This is a genomic window from Cnuibacter sp. UC19_7, assembly GCF_042699995.1.
GTDB lineage: Bacteria > Actinomycetota > Actinomycetes > Actinomycetales > Microbacteriaceae > Cnuibacter.
Genome location: NZ_CP170560.1, coordinates 3,104,790 through 3,122,957, shown reverse-complemented (window position 1 = coordinate 3,122,957; position 18,168 = coordinate 3,104,790). Strand labels below are relative to the sequence as shown.

Genomic DNA, 18,168 nt, shown 5'->3' with positions numbered 1-18,168 from the left:
GCCCCTCCTCTCTTCCGGGTCCAGGCTATCGGCCGGAGCGGCGCTTGTTGATGATGTCGAAGGCGACGGCCAGGAGGAGCACGAGGCCCTTGATGGCCTGCTGCCATGCCGCATCCACCGAGAGGATCGACAGGCCCATGTTGAGCACGCCCATCACGAGGCCGCCGATGACCGCTCCGACCACAGTGCCGACGCCCCCCTGCACGGCCGCGCCGCCGATGAAGACCGCGGCGATCGCATCCAGCTCGTAGCTCTGACCAGCCGACGCGACGGCGCTGCCCGCACGGGCGGTGGCGACCACACCGGCGAGCCCGGCGAGCACACCCATGTTCACGAAGATGCCGAAGTCGACCCAGCGCGTCTTGACGCCGCTCATCTCCGCGGCGAAGCGGTTGCCTCCCATCGCGTAGACGTGGCGGCCGAAGGTCGACCGGTTCAGCACGAAGGTGTACAGCAGGATGAGGCCGGCCAGGATGATGAGGATGATCGGCGTTCCGCTGTATCCGCTGAGCAGCCAGGCGAGTGCCATCACCGCGACGACCGCGATGATGCTCTTCGCCCAGGCCGATCCGGCGGGCTCGCGAGGCAGCTCGAGCTTCTTCAGCGTGCGGCGCTTGACGGCGACCTGCACGATGAAGGCCGCCGAGGCCAGCAGTCCCAGCAGGAGCGTGAAGGTGTCACGCCCGCCGATCTCGCCGAGGAAGTCCGGCACCCAGCCGGCGCCGATCGCGGTGAACTCCGCGGGCAGTCCGCTGATCGTGCCGCCCGTGAGGAGCACGAGGGTGAGACCGCGGAAGATCAGCATGCCCGCCAGGGTCACGATGAACGCCGGTATCCCCACGAAGGCGACCCAGAAGCCCTGCCAGGCGCCGATCACCGCACCCACGACGAGCGAGAGCAGCACGGCGGCCCACCACGGCAGCCCCCAGCTGTTCATCGCCAGGGCCGCGACGGCCCCGACCAGCGCCACGACCGATCCCACGGAGAGGTCGATGTGTCCGGCGATGATGACGATCACCATGCCGATGGCGAGGATGAGGACGTAGGAGTTCTGCTGGATCAGGTTGTTGACGTTGCCCGGCATGAGCAGACGTCCGCCGGTGAGGATCTCGAACAGCAGGATGATGACGGCCAGCGCGGCGAGGATGCCGTACTGGCGGAGGTCGATCCGCCGCCGCCGGGGGGACTTGACCTTGCTGGGCCCGGCCGGTTCGGTCGGTGCCTCGGTGATTGTGTTGGTCATCGACGCGCTTCCCTTCCAGCGGTCATGTGACGCATGAGCGTCTCCTGCGTGGCGTTCTCGCGGGCCACTTCGCCCGTGATCCGTCCTTCTGCGATGGTGTAGATGCGGTCGGAGAGACCGATCAGCTCGGGCAGCTCCGAGGAGATGACGATGACCGCCTTCCCCTGCGCCGCGAGCTCGTTGATGATGCCGTAGATCTCGTACTTGGCCCCGACGTCGATGCCGCGGGTGGGCTCGTCCAGGATGAGGACGTCCGGCCCCGTGAACATCCACTTGCTCAGCACGACCTTCTGCTGGTTGCCGCCCGAGAAGCTTGCCCACGACCGAGGTCACGCTGGGCGCCTTGATGTTCATCTGCCTGCGGTACTCGTCGGCGACCTGGTACTCGCGGTTGCGGTCGATGACCCCGAGGCGGACGAGCTTGCCCAGCGCGGCGGCCGACACGTTGACCGTGATGTCGCCGATGAGGTTGAGCCCGAAGCGCTTGCGATCCTCGGTGGCGTAGGCGATCCCGTTGCGGATGGCCTCGTTCACCGTCCGGGTCGAGATCTCCCTGCCCGCCTTGAAGACGCTCCCCGAGATGTTCGTGCCGTAGGAGCGGCCGAAGACGCTCATCGCCAGCTCGGTTCGCCCCGCACCCATGAGGCCGGCGAACCCGACGATCTCGCCGGCCCGGACGAAGAAGGAGGCGTCGTCGACGACCTTCCGCTCGGTGTCGACGGGGTGGTACGCGGTCCAGTGCTCGACGCGGAAGTACTCCTCGCCGATCTCCGGCGTGCGCGGCGGGAACTGGTTGTCGAGCGGGCGGCCGACCATCGCGCGGATGATCCGATCCTCCGTCGCATCCGGCTCGTCCATGCGGAACGACTCGATCGTCTTGCCGTCGCGGATGATCGTCACCGAGTCCGCGATCCGGCGGATCTCCTTGAGCTTGTGGGAGATGATGATGCAGGTGATGCCCTGCTCCCGCAGCTGGTCGATGAGGCCCAGCAGGTGCTCGGAGTCGTCGTCGTTGAGTGCGGCGGTGGGCTCGTCGAGGATGAGGAGCTTCACCCGCTTCGACAGCGCCTTCGCGATCTCGACCAGCTGCTGCTTGCCGACGCCGAGCTCGAGCACCGGCGTCGCCGGGTTCTCGTTGAGACCGACGCGGTCCAGGAGCTGGGCCGCCTCGCGATTGGTGCGGTTCCAGTCGACGAACCCGCGCTTCGTGAGCTCGTTGCCGAGGAAGATGTTCTCGGCGATGGAGAGGTAGGGGCTGAGGGCGAGCTCCTGGTGGATGATGACGATGCCGTCGCGCTCGGAGTCGTTGATCGTGCGGAACTCGATCTCCTTGCCGTCGAACTCGATCGAGCCGCCGAAGGAGCCGTGCGGGTAGACACCGCTCAGCACCTTCATCAGCGTCGACTTGCCGGCGCCGTTCTCGCCGCAGATCGCGTGCACCTCACCGCGCTCGACCGTGATCGAGACGCCGTCCAGCGCCTTGACGCCGCTGAACTCCTTGGTGATGTCACGCATCCGCAGGATGGGATCAGCCATGGGCTGCCTTCCGTGGGTGGGGACTTCTGTGGTCGGGGAGAGTGGCCGAAGCGGCGGCGGACCGGAGAGTGATCGGTCCGCCGCCGCCTCGGTACTGGGGGCGAGCTCTGCCTGCTCGCCGGGGATCAGAGTCCGACGTCGGACGCCTGGAGGAACCCGCTGTCGATGAGCAGCTTCTGCACGTCGTCCTTCACGACCACCTGCGGGTCGAGGAGGTAGGCCGGCACGACCTTCTCACCGTTGTCGTAGGTCTTGGTGTCGTTGACCTCGACCTCCTGACCGGCGTTGATCTGCTGGATCATCTGGAAGACCCGGTCACCGAGCTCGCGGGTGTCCTTCCACACGGTCATCGACTGCTCACCGTCGAGGATCGCCTTGACGTTGGCCTTGTCGGCGTCCTGACCGGTGATGACCGGCCAGGCCTCGCCCGCCTTGTAGCCGGCCGACTTCAGCGACTGCTCGATGCCGAGCGCGAGGCTGTCGTTGGGCGACAGGACGACGTCGACCTTCTGGCCGCCGCTGTAGAACGACGACAGGCGGTTGTCCATCTCGGCCTGGGCGTCATCCGAACCCCAGCCGAGGATTCCGATCGACTTCCAGCCGTCCTCCCCCTCGGGGATCTTGCCGGAGGGCACCACGAGCTGACCGCTCTTCACGTAGGGCTCGAGCACGTCCCAGGCGCCGTGGAAGAAGAAGCCCGCGTTGTTGTCGTCGGGGCTGCCGGCGAAGGGCTCGAAGTTGAACGGACCCTTGCCGTCCTTGAGGCCCAGCTGCTCCTCGATGTACTGGCCCTGGAGCTGACCGACCTTGTAGTTGTCGAAGGTCGCGTAGTAGTCGACGTTCGGCGAGCCGTTGATCAGGCGGTCATAGGCGATGACCTTGACGTCCTGCTTCTTGGCCTCGTCGAGCACCGGCCCGAGGGTCTGACCGTCGATCGCCGCGATCACGAGGATCTTGGCGCCGCTGGCGACCTGGTTCTGGATCTGCGAGATCTGCTGCTCGGTCTTGTTGTCCGCGTACTGCAGGTCGACGGTGCACCCGGCGTCCTGCAGCTTCTTCTGCAGACCCTCGCCGTCGTTGATCCAGCGCTCGAGGCTCCGTGTGGGCATCGAGATCCCGACGTTGCAGTCCGCGCCGGCCGAATCGGTGCTGCCCGATCCGCCCCCGGAACTGCATGCGGCGAGACTCGCGGCAAGGCCTCCCACGACCGCGAGCGCCAGCAGCTTCTTGGTGAAGGACACTTCATTACCTCCTCGTAATGGCCAGCCTCGACGTGAGGCTGGGCTTGTCGGAGGACAGTCTTACGCGAGTTTGTTCTTCGGCGCAACAATGGATTTTCCGGACCAGGCGGCTTTGACATCGGCCTCGTGACGGGATTATGTTCTGGCACGTAACTTTTGGCACCCACCAATGACGCTGCAAGGAGCCTCGGATGTCCCTCACCCCCACCCGCGACGACAAGTTCTCGTTCGGACTCTGGACCGTCGGCTACAACGGCGCCGACCCGTTCGGTGGCCCGACCCGCGCTCCGCTCGACGTCGTGCACGCCGTCGAGAAGCTCTCCGAGCTCGGCGCCTACGGCCTCACGTTCCACGACGACGACCTCTTCGCCTTCGGCTCGACGGATGCGGAACGCGACACCCAGATCGGCCGGCTCACGCAGGTCCTCGCCGACACCGGTGTCATCGTCCCGATGGTGACCACCAACCTGTTCTCGGCCCCGGTCTTCAAGGACGGCGGCTTCACCTCCAACGACCGCGCCGTGCGCCGCTTCGCCCTCCGCAAGGTGCTCCGCAACCTCGACCTCGCCGCCGAGCTGGGTGCGAAGACCTTCGTCATGTGGGGTGGCCGCGAGGGCGCCGAGTACGACAGCGCCAAGGACATCCGCTCCGCGCTCGAGCGCTACTGCGAGGCCGTGAACCTGCTCGGCGACTACGTCACCGACAAGGGGTACGACATCCGCTTCGCGATCGAGCCCAAGCCCAACGAGCCCCGCGGCGACATCCTGCTCCCCACCGTCGGACACGCCCTCGCCTTCATCGAGACGCTGGAGCGCCCCGAGCTGGTCGGCCTCAACCCCGAGGTCGGACACGAGCAGATGGCCGGCCTCAACTTCGCCGCCGGCATCGCGCAGGCGCTGTACCAGGGCAAGCTCTTCCACATCGACCTCAACGGCCAGCGCGGCATCAAGTACGACCAGGACCTCGTGTTCGGCCACGGCGACCTGCAGAACGCGTTCGCGCTCGTCGACCTGCTCGAGAACGGCGGCCCGAACGGCGGCCCGGCCTACGACGGCCCGCGCCACTTCGACTACAAGCCGTCGCGCACCGAGGACGAGACCGGCGTGTGGGACTCCGCCGCCGCCAACATGCGCATGTACCTCCTCCTCAAGGAGCGCGCCGCCGCATTCCGTGCCGACCCCGAGGTCCAGGAGGCGCTCGAGGCGTCGCGCGTGCTCGAGCTGGCGCAGCCCACGCTCGGCGAGGGCGAGAGCTACGACGACCTGCTCGCCGACCGCGGCGCGTTCGAGGACTTCGACGCCGACGCCTACTTCAACGGCCGCGGCTTCGGGTTCGTCCGTCTGCAGCAGCTCGCCGCCGAGCACCTGCTGGGCGCGCGCTGACGACTCTCGTAGTCTGACCCTGTCCGTACCTGGTCGAAGGAGACCGCACATGCCCCTCGTCGCCGGCGTCGACTCGTCGACCCAGAGCTGCAAGGTCGTCATCCGCGACGCCGAGTCGGGGGAGCTGGTCCGCTCGGGCCGAGCCGCGCATCCGGCCGGCACCGAGGTCGACCCCCGTCACTGGTGGGACGCCCTCCGCGCGGCGCTGGCGGATGCGGGCGGCCTGTCCGACGTCGCGGCGATCTCCGTCGCGGGTCAGCAGCACGGCATGGTGGTGCTGGATGGGGAGGGTCGCGTCATCCGGCCGGCCCTGCTCTGGAACGACACCCGCTCGGCCGCCGCCGCCTCCGCCCTGATCGACGAGCTCGGGGCGGAGGCACTGGCGAGCCGGACCGGGTCGGTGCCGGTCGCCTCGTTCACCGCGACCAAGCTGCGCTGGCTGCGCGACGCCGAGCCGGCCGCGGCCGAGCGCGTGGCGGCGGTCGCGCTGCCGCACGACTGGCTCACCTGGCGGCTGCGCGGGTTCGGCCCCACGGGCGAGAGCCCGCTCGGCCCCGTGCTCGACGAGCTGGTCACCGACCGGTCGGATGCGTCGGGCACCTCCTATTGGAATCCCGCCACGGGCGAGTACGACCGCGAGCTGCTCGTGGCCGCCCTCGGCCACGACGCCGTGCTCCCCCGTGTGCTCGGCCCGTTGGAGTCGGCGGGGACGACCGCCGACTCCTCGGCGGCGGGGATCCCGGCCGGCATCGTGGTCGGGCCCGGAGCGGGCGACAACGCCGGCGCCGCCCGCGGGCTGGGGGCGGGGCCGGGCGACGCGATCATCTCGATCGGCACGTCCGGCACGGTATTCGCCGTGACCCCCTCGCCCGCGGCGGATGCCTCGGGCGCGGTCGCCGGGTTCGCCGACGCCTCCGGCGTCTTCCTCCCGCTCATCGCGACGCTGAACGCCGCCCGCATCCTCGACTCGATCGCTGCGCTCCTCGGCGTCGACCACGCCGAGCTCGGCGAGCTGGCGCTCACCGCGCCCGCCGGCGCGGACGGACTGGTGCTGCAGCCGTACTTCGAGGGCGAGCGCACCCCCAACCTGCCCGACGCCACGGCGACGCTGTTCGGCATGACGATCGCGTCGACCACGCGGCCCGGGCTCGCGCGAGCCGCTATCGAGGGCATGCTCTGCGGGCTCGCCGACGGGCTCGACGCGCTGCGCGCGGTGGGCGTCGAGCCGGAGCGGGCGCTGCTCATCGGCGGCGCCGCGCTCAACCCCGCGGTGCAGCGGATCGCGGCGGAGGTCTTCGACGTGACGATCGCCGTCCCCACCCCGGGCGAGTACGTGGCCGACGGCGCCGCGCTGCAGGCGGCCGCCGTCCTCGCGGGCGCCTGGCCCACCTGGCCGCTCGCCCTGGAGGCCGAGCTCGCCCCCACCACCGTCCCCCGCATCCGCACCCAGTACGCCGCCCGCCGCCCCGCCTGACCCGCCGCGTCGGCGCCCGCGGGCAGCGCGGAGCGGGGAGTTCGCCGGGTGGTGACATCGGGGTGGGTGGGCGGGGTTAGCCTGGGCGCGTGACGCAGGCACCCGAGATCAGCACCGTCGGAGAGCTCCGCGCCTCCGGCCACGTCCAGAAGCCCCTCCGCACCGAGATCCGCGACAACCTCCTCGCCCGGCTGAGAAGCGGGGAGGACGCCTGGCCCGGCCTCCACGGCCTCGACGACACCGTCATCCCGCAGCTCGAGCGCGCGCTCCTCGCCGGGCACGACGTGGTGCTGCTCGGCGAGCGCGGCCAGGGCAAGACGCGACTCCTGCGCACGATGGTGGGCCTCCTCGACGAGTGGACGCCGGTCATCGACGGGTCCGAGCTCGGCGAACATCCGTACGAGCCCATCACCCACGCCTCCCAGCTGCGGGCGCTCGAGCTCGGCGACCGCCTGCCCGTCGCGTGGCGCCACCGCGACGAGCGGTACGCCGAGAAGCTCGCCACCCCCGACACGAGCGTCGCCGACCTCATCGGCGACGTCGACCCCATGAAGGTGGCCGAGGGCCGCAGCCTCGGCGATCCCGAGACCATCCACTTCGGCCTCATCCCCCGCAGCCACCGCGGCATCGTGGCGATCAACGAGCTGCCCGATCTCGCCGAGCGCATCCAGGTCGCGATGCTCAACGTGATGGAGGAGCGCGACATCCAGATCCGCGGCTACGTTCTGCGCCTGCCGCTCGACGTGCTGGTGATGGCGAGCGCGAACCCCGAGGACTACACCAACCGCGGGCGCATCATCACGCCGCTGAAGGACCGCTTCGGCGCCGAGATCCGCACCCACTACCCGCTCGAGCTCGACGCCGAGATCGCGGTCATCCGCCAGGAGGCCGACCTCGTCGCCGAGGTGCCGGATGCGCTGGTCGAGATCCTCGCCCGGTTCACCCGCAACCTGCGCGAGTCGTCCTCCGTCGACCAGCGCAGCGGCGTCAGCGCGCGCTTCGCCATCGCGGGCGCCGAGACGATCGCCGCTGCCGCTCTCCACCGTGCGGCCGTGCAGGGCGAGTCGGATGCGGTCGCCCGCGTCGTCGACCTCGAGACGGCCGTGGAGGTGCTGCGCGGGAAGATCGAGTTCGAAGCGGGTGAGGAGGGCCGCGAGACGGAGGTGCTCACCCACCTGCTGCGGACCGCGACCGCCGAGACGGTACGGCATCACTTCCGGGGGCTCGACTTCGGCCCCCTCGTCGACGCGATCGAGGCCGGAGCGATGATCACGACCGGCGAGCGGGTCGCCGCCCGCGACGTGCTGTCGGGGCTCCCTGCGCTCGGCGAGTCCGACCTCTACGACAAGATCTGCGAGCGCCTCTCCGCCACCTCCGACGGCGAGCGCGCGTGCGCCGTCGAGCTCGCCCTCGAGGGCCTCTACCTCGCCCGCCGGGTGGGCAAGGACACCGACGGCATCGAGACGGTCTATGGCTAGGCCGAAGGACCGCACGCGGTTCCGGCGGTACGAGGGCGGCGATCCGCTCGCCCCTCCGGTCGACCTCGCCGAGGCGCTCGACGCGATCGGCGCCGACGTGATGGCGGGGTCCTCGCCCGAGCGGGCGATGCGCGAGTTCCTCCGCCGCGGCGGCCGCGATCAACGTGGGCTCGACGACCTCGCCCGCCGCGTCGCGGAGAAGCGGCGCGAGCTGCTGCAGAAGCACGACCTGGGCGGCACGCTCCGCGAGGTGAAGGAGCTGCTCGACCGCGCCGTGCTCGAGGAGCGCAAGCAGCTCGTGCGCGACGTCGATCTCGACGACACCGACCGCGCGTTCTCGCAGATGCGCCTCGACAGCCTCCCGCCCTCGACCGCCGCCGCCGTCAACGAGCTGCGCGACTACCAGTGGACCTCGGCCGACGCCCGCCGCGACTACGAGCAGATCGAGGATCTCCTGGGTCGCGAGATGCTCGACCAGCGCTTCGCCGGGATGAAGCAGGCCCTCGAGAACGCGACCGAGGAGGACCGCGCGGCGATCGACGGCATGCTGTCGGACCTCAACGATCTGCTCGAGAAGCACCAGCGCGGCGACGACACCCCCGACGACTTCGACCGCTTCATGGCCGAGCACGGGCAGTTCTTCCCCGAGAACCCGAAGGACGTCGACGAGCTGCTCGACGCGCTCGCCGCCCGAGCCGCCGCCGGGCAGCGGATGCTCAACTCGATGACGGCGGAGCAGCGCGCCGAGCTCGCCGAGCTGTCGGCGCAGGCGTTCGGCTCGCCGCAGCTGATGCAGTCGCTCGACCGGCTCGACTCGAACCTGCGCTCGCTCCGTCCCGGCGAGGACTGGTCGGGGTCGGAGGGCTTCTCGGGCGACGAGGGGCTGGGCCTCGGCGACGGCACCGGCGCCCTGCAGGATCTCGCCGACCTCGACGCCCTCGCCGAGCAGCTCGCGCAGTCGCACGACGCGTCCCGCCTCGACGACGTCGACCTCGACGCGGTCGCCCGCCAGCTCGGCGATGACGCCGCCGTCGACGCGCGCACCCTCCGCGACCTCGAGCGGGCGCTGCGCGAGAACGGCACCCTCCGCCGCGACGCGAGCGGGGCGCTGAAGCTGAGCCCGCGCGCCATGCGCCAGCTGGGTCGCTCGATCCTGCGCGACGTCGCCACCCGGATGTCGGGCCGCCAGGGCCAGCGCGACACCCGCAACGCGGGGGCGTCGGGCGAGCTCTCGGGCGCGACGCGCGCGTGGGAGTTCGGCGACACCCAGCCGTGGGACATCCCGCGCACGGTGCTCAACGGGGTGCGTCGCCGGCTCCGCACGGGCGGGGCCGATGCGTCGGGTCGATTGATCGCCATCGACGACATCGAGGTGGCCGAGACCGAAGCGCGCACGCAGGCGGCGGTGGCGCTCCTCGTCGACACCTCGTTCTCGATGGCGATGGACGGGCGCTGGGTGCCGATGAAGAAGACGGCGCTCGCGCTGCACACGCTGATCCGCTCCCGGTTCCGCGGCGACCACCTGCAGCTCATCGGCTTTGGTCGGCACGCCCAGGTGATGGACATCGACGAGCTCACCGGCCTCGACGCGATGTGGGACAAGGGCACCAATCTGCACCACGCGCTGCTGCTGGCCAACCGGCACTTCCGCAAGCACCCGAACGCGCAGCCCGTGCTGCTCATCGTCACCGACGGCGAGCCCACGTCGCACCTGGAGGCGGACGGATCGGTGTTCTTCGACTACCCGCCGCATCCGCTGACCATCGAGAAGGCGGTGCGCGAGCTCGACGCCTCGATGCGTCTGGGCGCCCAGACGACCATCTTCCGCCTCGGCTTCGACCCGGGTCTCACCCGCTTCGTCGACGCCATGGCCCGGCGGGTGGGCGGCCGGGTGGTGGCCCCCGAGCTCGACGACCTCGGCGCCGCCGTCGTCGACTCCTACCTCGGCAGTCGCGGCCGCGGCAACGGAGGCGGTGTCGGATCCTCCTTCGGCGACTGGCCGGGCTCTCCCGGCCTCTGGACGGGTTGACCGCCGTCAGGCGGCGAGGGCGTGGAGTCGCGCGGTGAAGGCGTTCCACGACTCCAGGGTGGAGTCGCGACGCACGACCGCCAGCGGAAGCTCGACGGTCGAGCCGCCCGTCGCGATGGTCACCGTCACCGCGAGGCCGTCGACCGCCGCACCGCGGATGTGGGCGGGAGGCGCCACGACGACCGGGATCATCTCCCCCGGCGCCCCGAGCCACAGCGCGAGCCCGTCGTCGCCCGCGGACGCGACGACCTCGGTCGTCGCTCCGGGCTCCCAACCGGCATCCCCCGTGGCACCGCCGTCCGCGGCCGGCAGCTGCTCGGCGGCGAGGTCGAGCGCGAGCGTGCGAGACACCAGCACGACGGCGGCATCAGGTCGGAGGCGCTGCACCGACGCGACGCGGCGCTGACCACCGGACCGGCGGCCGAGCCGGAACACCAGCACCACCACGACCAGCACGGCGATGACGGCCGTGACGCCCGGCACGAGCGCGCCGTCGCCGAAGATCGCGCCCCGCATCAGCCCGCGTAGCCGGGGGCGGCGGGGAGTCCGAAGAACTCCTCGAGGGTCTCGACCCCGGCGGCGTGCATCTCGGTGGCCAGCGGCACGCCGACGTAGCGGAAGTGCCACGGCTCGTACTCGTACCCGGTCACCTGGGTCTTGTCGGCCGGGTACCGCAGGATCCACCCGAACCGCCAGCCGTTCTGGGCCAGCCACTGCCCGGCCGCGGTGTTGGCGAAGCAGAGCCCGTCGGTCGAGCATCCGCTCACAGTGTCGAGGATGTCCATGGCGAGGCCGGTCTGGTGCTCGCTGAAGCCCGGCCGGGCCGAGGTGAGGTCGGCTCCGGCGACCCCGAGCTGGTCGACGTAGTACTGGTACGCGCGCACCTGCACGCTGTAGGAGCGGTACCCGCTCTGGGCGACCAGCTGCACGCCGATCTCGTCGAGCGCGGCGTGGAACATCTGCTCGAGCGACGCGGCCGCCTCGGCCCGCATCTGGTAGCCGTTCGGGTTGGGCATGTCGGCGGGGAGGTCGACGAGGTCGGGCGGCACGAAGTCGGCGCCGTCCTGGATGGGACGCAGCTTGTTCACGACGACCCAGGTGCTGAGCGGGTCGTCGAGCGACTGCGCGGTGCGGTCGAACGCGGGAGGGGCCGGCGGCTCGGTGAGCTCGGGGGTGGGCGTCGGTGTGGGTGTGGGCGTGGGCTCCGGCATGGTGCTCGCCTCCGGGGTGCTCGATGCGGATGCGGTGGCGGAGGACGCGAGGTCGGAGGCGGCGGGCGCTCCTCCCCCGATCACTCCGGTGACGAGGAGCACGGTGACGACGATCCCCGCCAGAACCCCCAGCGATCCCACAGCGGCCAGGGCGGCGACGATGCGCCGGCGTCGGTAGAGCCGCCGCCTCTGCTCCCGTTCTCTCGCCCTCGACACCCGGCCATGCTACCGGGGCGACCTCGTCGTCCTCTCCGGCCCCTCCGAGCCCGTGCTCAGCCCGCATCCGGGGCCTTCCGATGGGGAGTTCTCCCCATACTCGAGTTTTGGTCCGAGAATCCGAATCGTGTTTGAATTGCCCCCAGATGCGGGGGACCGTCACCCGAAGGCGCGCCCTGTCGCAGCAGCCCTCTCGTCCACCCGGGGAGGGCTCTGCCCGTTGACGCTTGCCCACGAGAAGAGACGAACTCCACCCGACGATTGGGAGACCCGTGAGGCTGTTCGAGACCATCCGCCACCACAAGGCGGCGACCGCGACCGTGGCGACGACCGCCGCCCTCGCGATCGGGGTCACGACCATGGCGTTCGTGTATCAGGGTGTGACCACCGCCGACGTCGAGCTGAACGACGGCGGCGTGTGGGTGACGAAGCCCTCTGCTCTTCTGGTGGGGCACCTCAACGCCCAGGCGCAGGTGCTCGACGGCGGCACGAAGATGGGGTCGAGCTCGTTCGACATCCTGCAGTCGGGCGACACGGTGCTCAGCGTCGACACCGCGACCGCGACGATGACCACGATCGATCCGGTCACGGTGAGCCTCGGCAACCCGGTGACCCTGCCCGAGAGCGCGACGGTCAGCCTCGGCGACCAGACGGTCGCAGTGGTGGAGGGCGAGAGCGGCCTGCTCTGGGCGATGCCCGCCTCGCAGGCACCGAACTTCCTCGCCGACCCCGACAACCCGACCTACGATCTCGGCTCAGGTGGCACGGCGACGGTCGGCGTGGACGGTGTCGTCCACGGTCTCGACCGCGCCGACGCGCAGCTCGTCGACATCCCGATGCTCGACAACGGCCAGCCCGGCGACCCGGTCACCCACGGGCTGCCCACCATCCCCGAGAACGCGCAGCTCACGCTCACGTCGGTGGGCTCGCAGGGCGTGCTGTTCGACAGCGCGACGGGCACCGTGGTCACCGACTCGGGTTCGACCATCGAGGTGCCGGATGCGCAGGGCGGCATCGTGCAGAAGCCCGGCCCGGACTCGGACGTGGTCCTCATCGCGACCGAGTCGTCGCTGATCGAGCAGCCGCTGTCGGGCGGCGACCCCGTGGTGGTGGACGCGGGCAAGCCCGGCACCCCGACTGCGCCGGTCAGCATGGGCGGATGCGCCTACTCGGCGTGGGCCGGCTCGGGCGCCTACGTCCGCGACTGCGCGGGTGACGACGACGACGTGTCGCAGCAGGTCGAGGGCATGTCCGCGACCGCGCAGCTGACCTTCCGGGTGAACCGCAACGTCGTGGTGCTCAACGACCTGTCGACGGGCACCGTGTGGCTGGTCGACCAGGACATGAAGAAGGTCGACAACTGGGACGACATCGCGCCGCCGCCGGACGAGACCCAGACGAACGAGGAGGACGACTCCACCCAGGAGGAGCTGCAGGTCCTCCTGCCCGAGCGCAGCGAGCAGAACAACCCGCCGGTGGCGCAGGACGACCAGTTCGGCGTGCGCGCCGGCCGGACCGTCATCCTGCCGGTGATCGACAACGACTCCGACCCCGACGGCGACCTCCTCACCGCGACCGTGGACGGCGGCGGAGATCTGGCGATCGGCCGGGTGGAGCGCATCCTCAACGGCGCCGCACTGCAGATCGCCGTCAACCCCGACGCGTCGGGCAACGCCACCTTCACGTACACGATCGACGACGGCCGCGGCGGCACCGACTCCGCGACGGTGACCCTGTCGGTGAAGGCGCCCGGCGAGAACGACGCTCCCACGCAGAAGCGCGTGCCGACGGTGCTCGCCGAGCTCGGCTCGACCGTCACCTACAACGCGCTGCCGGACTGGATCGACCCCGACGGCGACGACCTGTTCGTGCGCTCGGCGGTCGCGCAGGGCGCCAACCAGGTGCAGTTCACCCCCGACGGCAAGATCACCTTCACGAGCCTCGATCCGGATCCGGGCCGCAAGGACATCACCGTCACCGTCTCCGATGGGAAGGCCGACACCGAGGGCACCATCCACGTCGAGGTCCGCGATGTCGGCACCCTCGGCCCGGTGACGAACAACGACCTCGTCGTCGCCAAGGCGGGCGAGCCCGTGACGGTCTCGCCCCTGCAGAACGACTCCAGCCCGAGCGGGGCGCCGCTCCGCCTGGCGAAGGTCAACGAGGTCCCGGGCGCCACAATCCTGCCGGACTACACGACCGGCACCTTCTCCTTCACGGCGCCCGCCGCCGGCCAGTACTACACCGAGTACCTCGTCACGAACGGGCCGAAGTCGGCCTCGGGTCTCATCCGCATCGTCGTCGAGCCCGCCGACGACAGCGACGCACCACCCGTGGCGGTGCAGGACCGCGCCCTGCTGCCCGTCGGCCGCTCCACGCTCGTGAACGTGCTCGCCAACGACACCGATCCCAACGGCAAGATCCTCGGCGTGCAGTCGGTCAACGTGCCGGAGGACTCGGGCATCTCGGTCGAGGTCCTCGAGCACGAGACGCTGCGCGTCACCGACACCGCGGGTCGCGGCACACCGGTGACCTTCACCTACACGGTCACCAACGGAACGAAGTCGGCGGTCGGCGAGGTGTTCGTCCTCCCGATCGCGCCGCCGGACCGCCTGCGGCCTCCCGTCGCCACCGACGACGAGGTCAGCGTCCGCGCCGGCGACGTCACCACGATCAACGTGCTCGCGAACGACTACCACCCGGATGGCGACACGATCTCGCTCTCGCCCACCCTGGTCGAGCCGCTGATCGACCCCGCCGACGGCGATCTCTTCGTCGACCAGAACACCCTCCGTTTCAAGGCGGGCCCGAATCCCAAGACCGTCTACGCCACCTACGAGGTCGTCGACAGCCAGGGCCAGAAGGACGCCGGCTACGTCACCATCCACATCCTCGCCGCCGACGGCCAGAACTCGCCGCCGCGCCCGCAGGACGTGACCGTCCGCGCCCTCCAGGGCACGACCGTCCGCATCCCGATCCCGCTGAACGGCATCGACCCCGACGGAGACTCGGTCACCCTCGTGGGCCAGGACACCGCACCCAGCAAGGGCCGGATCACCGAGGTCGGCGAGGCCTGGCTGGTGTACGAGGCGTACCCGGATGCGGTGGGCACCGACACCTTCACGTACAAGGTGCGCGACCACCTCGGGGCGACCGCCACCGCCTCGGTGCTCGTCGGCATCATCCCGTCCGGCAGCGCGAACCAGCGGCCGTACGCTCAGAAGGACACCGTCTCCGTCCGTCCCGGCCGCACCGTCGCGGTCGACGTGATGGCGAACGACTCCGATCCCGACGGCGACCCGATCGCCATCCGCGAGAACGGGCTCGAGGTGCCCGCGGGCGTCACCGCCTCGGTCGCCGGGGGCCGCGTGCTCGTCCAGGCCCCGCAGGAGCCCGGCGACTACCCGATCACGTACACGATCGTCGATCAGTACGGCGCCACCGCGGTGGGCAACCTCGTGGTCACCGTGAGCCCGGACGCCACGCTCCTCAGCCCGATCGCGCGCGACGACACGGTGCCGATCGCCGACATGGTCGACCGCACCTTCGTCGACGTCAACGTCCGCGAGAACGACGACGACCCGGACGGCACCATCGAGGCGCTGCAGGTGACCTCGGCCGACCCGGCGGCCACGCCGCAGTCCGACGGCATGCTGCGCATCGACCTGCTGCCGACGTCGCAGATCATCACCTACACGGTCACCGACCAGGACGGCCTGACCGCGTCGGCGTTCGTCTTCGTGCCGGGTGTCGACTCGCTGCCCCCGACCCTCAAGCCCGGCATCGAGCCGATCGAGGTGAACAGCGGCGAGAACATCCAGCTGAACCTGAGCGACTACGTGCTCGTGGCGGAGGGCAAGACCCCGCGCATCACGCAGACCGACCGGGTCTCGGCGTCGCACAGTGACGGATCCGCCCTGGTCGCCAGCGACGCGACACTCTCGTACACCTCGGCTCAGGGCTACTACGGCCCGGATGCGATCAGCTTCGAGGTGACCGACGGCACCGGGCCCGACGACCCCGCGGGCAAGAAGGCCGTGCTCGTGCTCCCGATCTCGGTGGTGTCGACGACGAACATCTCGCCGACCTTCCTCGGCACCACGATCGACGTCGCCCCGGGTGAGGAGGCCTCCGCGCCCTTCAACCTGCGCACCATCTCGCGCGACCCCGATCAGGGCGACCTCGAGAAGCTGCAGTACTCGGTGCAGGGCCAGCTGCCGCAGGGCATCTCGGTCGACATCGACGGCCAGAACCTCACGGCCCGCGCGGCGGGCAACGCAGCCCAGGGGCCCAACCAGGTGACCATCCAGGTGACCGACGGCACCAGCCAGCCCACGACCGGCACGCTCGTCGTGAACGTGCTGACGTCGACGCGGCCGCTGCCCTCTGCGACGGATGACGTCGTCCCGCAGGCGAACCAGGGCCAGACGGTGAACGTCGACGTGCTGTCCAACGACTTCAACCCGTACCCGGAGAGCCCCCTCACGATCGTCTCGAGCACGGTCGAGACGGGCAACGGCAACTCGAGCGTCAACGGCTCGCAGGTCGCCGTCACCCCCGCGGCCGACTTCGTGGGCACGATGGTCGTCCGGTACCGCATCCAGGACACCACCGGCGACCCGAACCGGCAGTCCGAGGGCCGCATCCGCCTGACGGTGCAGGGCCGGCCCGACACGATCGGGACCCCGGGTGTGACGAGCATCCAGGACCAGACCGTGGTGCTGTCGTGGGCTCCGCCGATCAACAACGGCGCGGAGATCCAGTACTACACCGTGTCGTCGAACCAGGGCTTCAGCCAGCAGTGCGCCTCCACGACGTGCACCCTGTCGGGGCTGACCAACAACGTGGAGTACACGTTCACGGTCACCGCTACTAACTCGGTGGGCACGAGCGACCCGTCGCCGGCGTCGGCGCCCGCGCGCCCTGATGCGAAGCCGGACCAGCCGCAGCCGCCGACCCTCGTGTTCGGCGACAAGGCCCTGACGGTGAACTGGGTGCCCCCGACCACCCACGGCTCCCCCGTGGAGTCGTACAACCTCGAGATCTCGCCCGCCCCGGCACGCGGCGCCCTCTCGAAGACCGGCGTCACCGGCACCTCCGTCGTCTGGGAGGGCCTCGACAACGGCACCGCGTACCAGGTGCGGGTGCAGGCCGTGAACCGCGCGCCCGACCCGTCCGACTGGTCGGGCTGGTCGGCGGCCGAGATCCCCGCCGGCAAGCCCGACGTCCCCGCGGCGCCGAGCGTCTCGAGGGTCGACGGCGTCGGATCGCAGGTGCAGATGAAGGTGTCGTGGACGGCGCCGGCGTCGAACGGCGATGCGGTCTCCTCCTACGTCCTCTCCACCTACCGCGGTGGGGCGCTCGCCGATCAGATCACCGTGGCCGGGACGAACCAGAACGTCACCGTCGCCACCTCGGAGTCGGACTACACGTTCACCGTCGCGGCGACGAACAAGGCGGGCACGTCGGATCCGTCGGCGCAGTCCACCCCGAGGCGTGCGTTCACGCCGCCGGGCGCGCCGACGCTCACCAACGCCTCCGAGGGCGACGGCCAGATCACGAACATCACCTACTCGCCCGGAGCGCTGAACGGGGCGCGGGGCGACGAGGTGACGTACCAGTACCGGCTCAACGGCGGCGGCTGGTCGAACCTGGGAGCCTCGGGATCGAGTGTCCCGGCGTCGAACAACGGCACGTACTCGATCGACCTCCGGGCGGTCACGACGGCGGATGGCTCGACCTACGGCAGCAATGCGAGCAACGCGATCGGCAACCTCCGGCCGTACGGTCCTCCCGGGGCTCCGTCGGTCCAGGGTCAGAACGGCACGCAGTCGGTCAGCTTCAGCTGGACGGCGCCGGGCCCGAACGGCCGCGACATCGTGGGCTCGCGCTACCGGATCAACGGCGGCGGCTGGAACGCGGCCGGCCCGAACGGCAACGTGAGCGCGGGCAACGACTACGACCAGTCGTTCACCATCGAGGTGCAGGTGCAGGACAGCAACGGCACGTGGAGCGACACCCGGTCGGCCAGCGCCAACACGAGTCAGCGGCCCCAGCCGAAGGTGTACATCTCGCGCGGCGGATCCTGCAGCTCGCAGAGCCCGCCCCCGTCCGGGTCGGGTGGCGTGAAGAACTGCTACATGATCCGGGTCACGCTCGAGGGCTGGGACGGCGGCGGCAACGCCACCTGCACCTGGGACTCCTCCCAGGGCGGCTTCACCGAGTCGATCCCGAAGAACGGCAGCAAGCAGACCCTGTGGTGGTCCGAGGACACTCCGGGAACGGGCTACTCGCTCGAGAGCAACGCATCGAAGATCCGCTGCGACGGCATCCAAGCCCAGGCGAGACGCTGAACCGC

The 18,168-nt window shown here is 70.4% G+C and carries 8 protein-coding genes and 2 pseudogenes; 5 read left to right on the top strand and 5 right to left on the bottom strand.

What is annotated here, in order from left to right:
* Positions 1-25 precede the first annotated feature (25 nt).
* From mmsB to chvE, 3 genes and pseudogenes are all read right to left on the bottom strand, one after another.
* Positions 26-1,150: pseudogene (mmsB, locus tag ACFJGV_RS14815) on the bottom strand (multiple monosaccharide ABC transporter permease); the annotation flags it as partial.
* 89 nt (positions 1,151-1,239) lie between these two features.
* Positions 1,240-2,779: pseudogene (gene mmsA / locus ACFJGV_RS14810) on the bottom strand (multiple monosaccharide ABC transporter ATP-binding protein).
* Positions 2,780-2,904: 125 nt separating this feature from the next.
* Complete coding sequence (gene chvE, locus ACFJGV_RS14805; protein WP_378144748.1) at positions 2,905-4,020, bottom strand: multiple monosaccharide ABC transporter substrate-binding protein; 1,116 nt, start codon at positions 4,018-4,020, stop codon at positions 2,905-2,907.
* 191 nt (positions 4,021-4,211) lie between these two features.
* On the opposite strand from chvE, the gene xylA reads away from it, so the two are divergent.
* From xylA to ACFJGV_RS14785, 4 genes are all read left to right on the top strand, one after another.
* A complete protein-coding gene (xylA, locus tag ACFJGV_RS14800; RefSeq protein WP_378144747.1) occupies positions 4,212-5,402 on the top strand; it encodes a xylose isomerase in 1,191 nt (396 codons plus the stop codon).
* 49 nt (positions 5,403-5,451) lie between these two features.
* Positions 5,452-6,876, top strand: a complete 1,425-nt coding sequence (xylB, locus tag ACFJGV_RS14795) for a xylulokinase (RefSeq protein ID WP_378144746.1) — start codon at positions 5,452-5,454, stop codon at positions 6,874-6,876.
* An 89-nt stretch (positions 6,877-6,965) separates the two neighbouring features.
* Positions 6,966-8,354, top strand: coding sequence for a magnesium chelatase (locus ACFJGV_RS14790; protein WP_378144745.1), 1,389 nt, complete (start codon positions 6,966-6,968; stop codon positions 8,352-8,354).
* On the top strand, positions 8,347-10,383 hold the full coding sequence (locus tag ACFJGV_RS14785) for a VWA domain-containing protein (protein ID WP_378144744.1): 2,037 nt from the start codon (positions 8,347-8,349) through the stop codon (positions 10,381-10,383). The genes ACFJGV_RS14790 and ACFJGV_RS14785 overlap by 8 nt, the downstream gene beginning before the upstream one ends.
* A 6-nt stretch (positions 10,384-10,389) precedes the next feature.
* Here the strand turns inward: ACFJGV_RS14785 and ACFJGV_RS14780 are convergent, their stop codons facing one another.
* A complete protein-coding gene (locus ACFJGV_RS14780) occupies positions 10,390-10,899 on the bottom strand; it encodes a hypothetical protein (RefSeq protein ID WP_378144743.1) in 510 nt (169 codons plus the stop codon).
* Positions 10,899-11,810, bottom strand: coding sequence for a M15 family metallopeptidase (locus ACFJGV_RS14775; RefSeq protein ID WP_378144742.1), 912 nt, complete (start codon positions 11,808-11,810; stop codon positions 10,899-10,901). The genes ACFJGV_RS14780 and ACFJGV_RS14775 overlap by 1 nt, the downstream gene beginning before the upstream one ends.
* A 272-nt stretch (positions 11,811-12,082) precedes the next feature.
* On the opposite strand from ACFJGV_RS14775, the gene ACFJGV_RS14770 reads away from it, so the two are divergent.
* Complete coding sequence (locus ACFJGV_RS14770) at positions 12,083-18,163, top strand: Ig-like domain-containing protein (protein WP_378144741.1); 6,081 nt, start codon at positions 12,083-12,085, stop codon at positions 18,161-18,163.
* Positions 18,164-18,168 lie beyond the last annotated feature (5 nt).

Excerpts from the sequence above, each read along its gene's own strand:
- xylB (WP_378144746.1), top strand. The coding sequence starts at position 5,452 with ATGCCCCTCGTCGCCGGCGTCGACTCGTCGACCCAGAGCTGCAAGGTC.
- ACFJGV_RS14785 (WP_378144744.1), top strand. The coding sequence starts at position 8,347 with ATGGCTAGGCCGAAGGACCGCACGCGGTTCCGGCGGTACGAGGGCGGC.
- xylA (WP_378144747.1), top strand. The coding sequence starts at position 4,212 with ATGTCCCTCACCCCCACCCGCGACGACAAGTTCTCGTTCGGACTCTGG.
- ACFJGV_RS14780 (WP_378144743.1), bottom strand. The coding sequence starts at position 10,899 with ATGCGGGGCGCGATCTTCGGCGACGGCGCGCTCGTGCCGGGCGTCACG.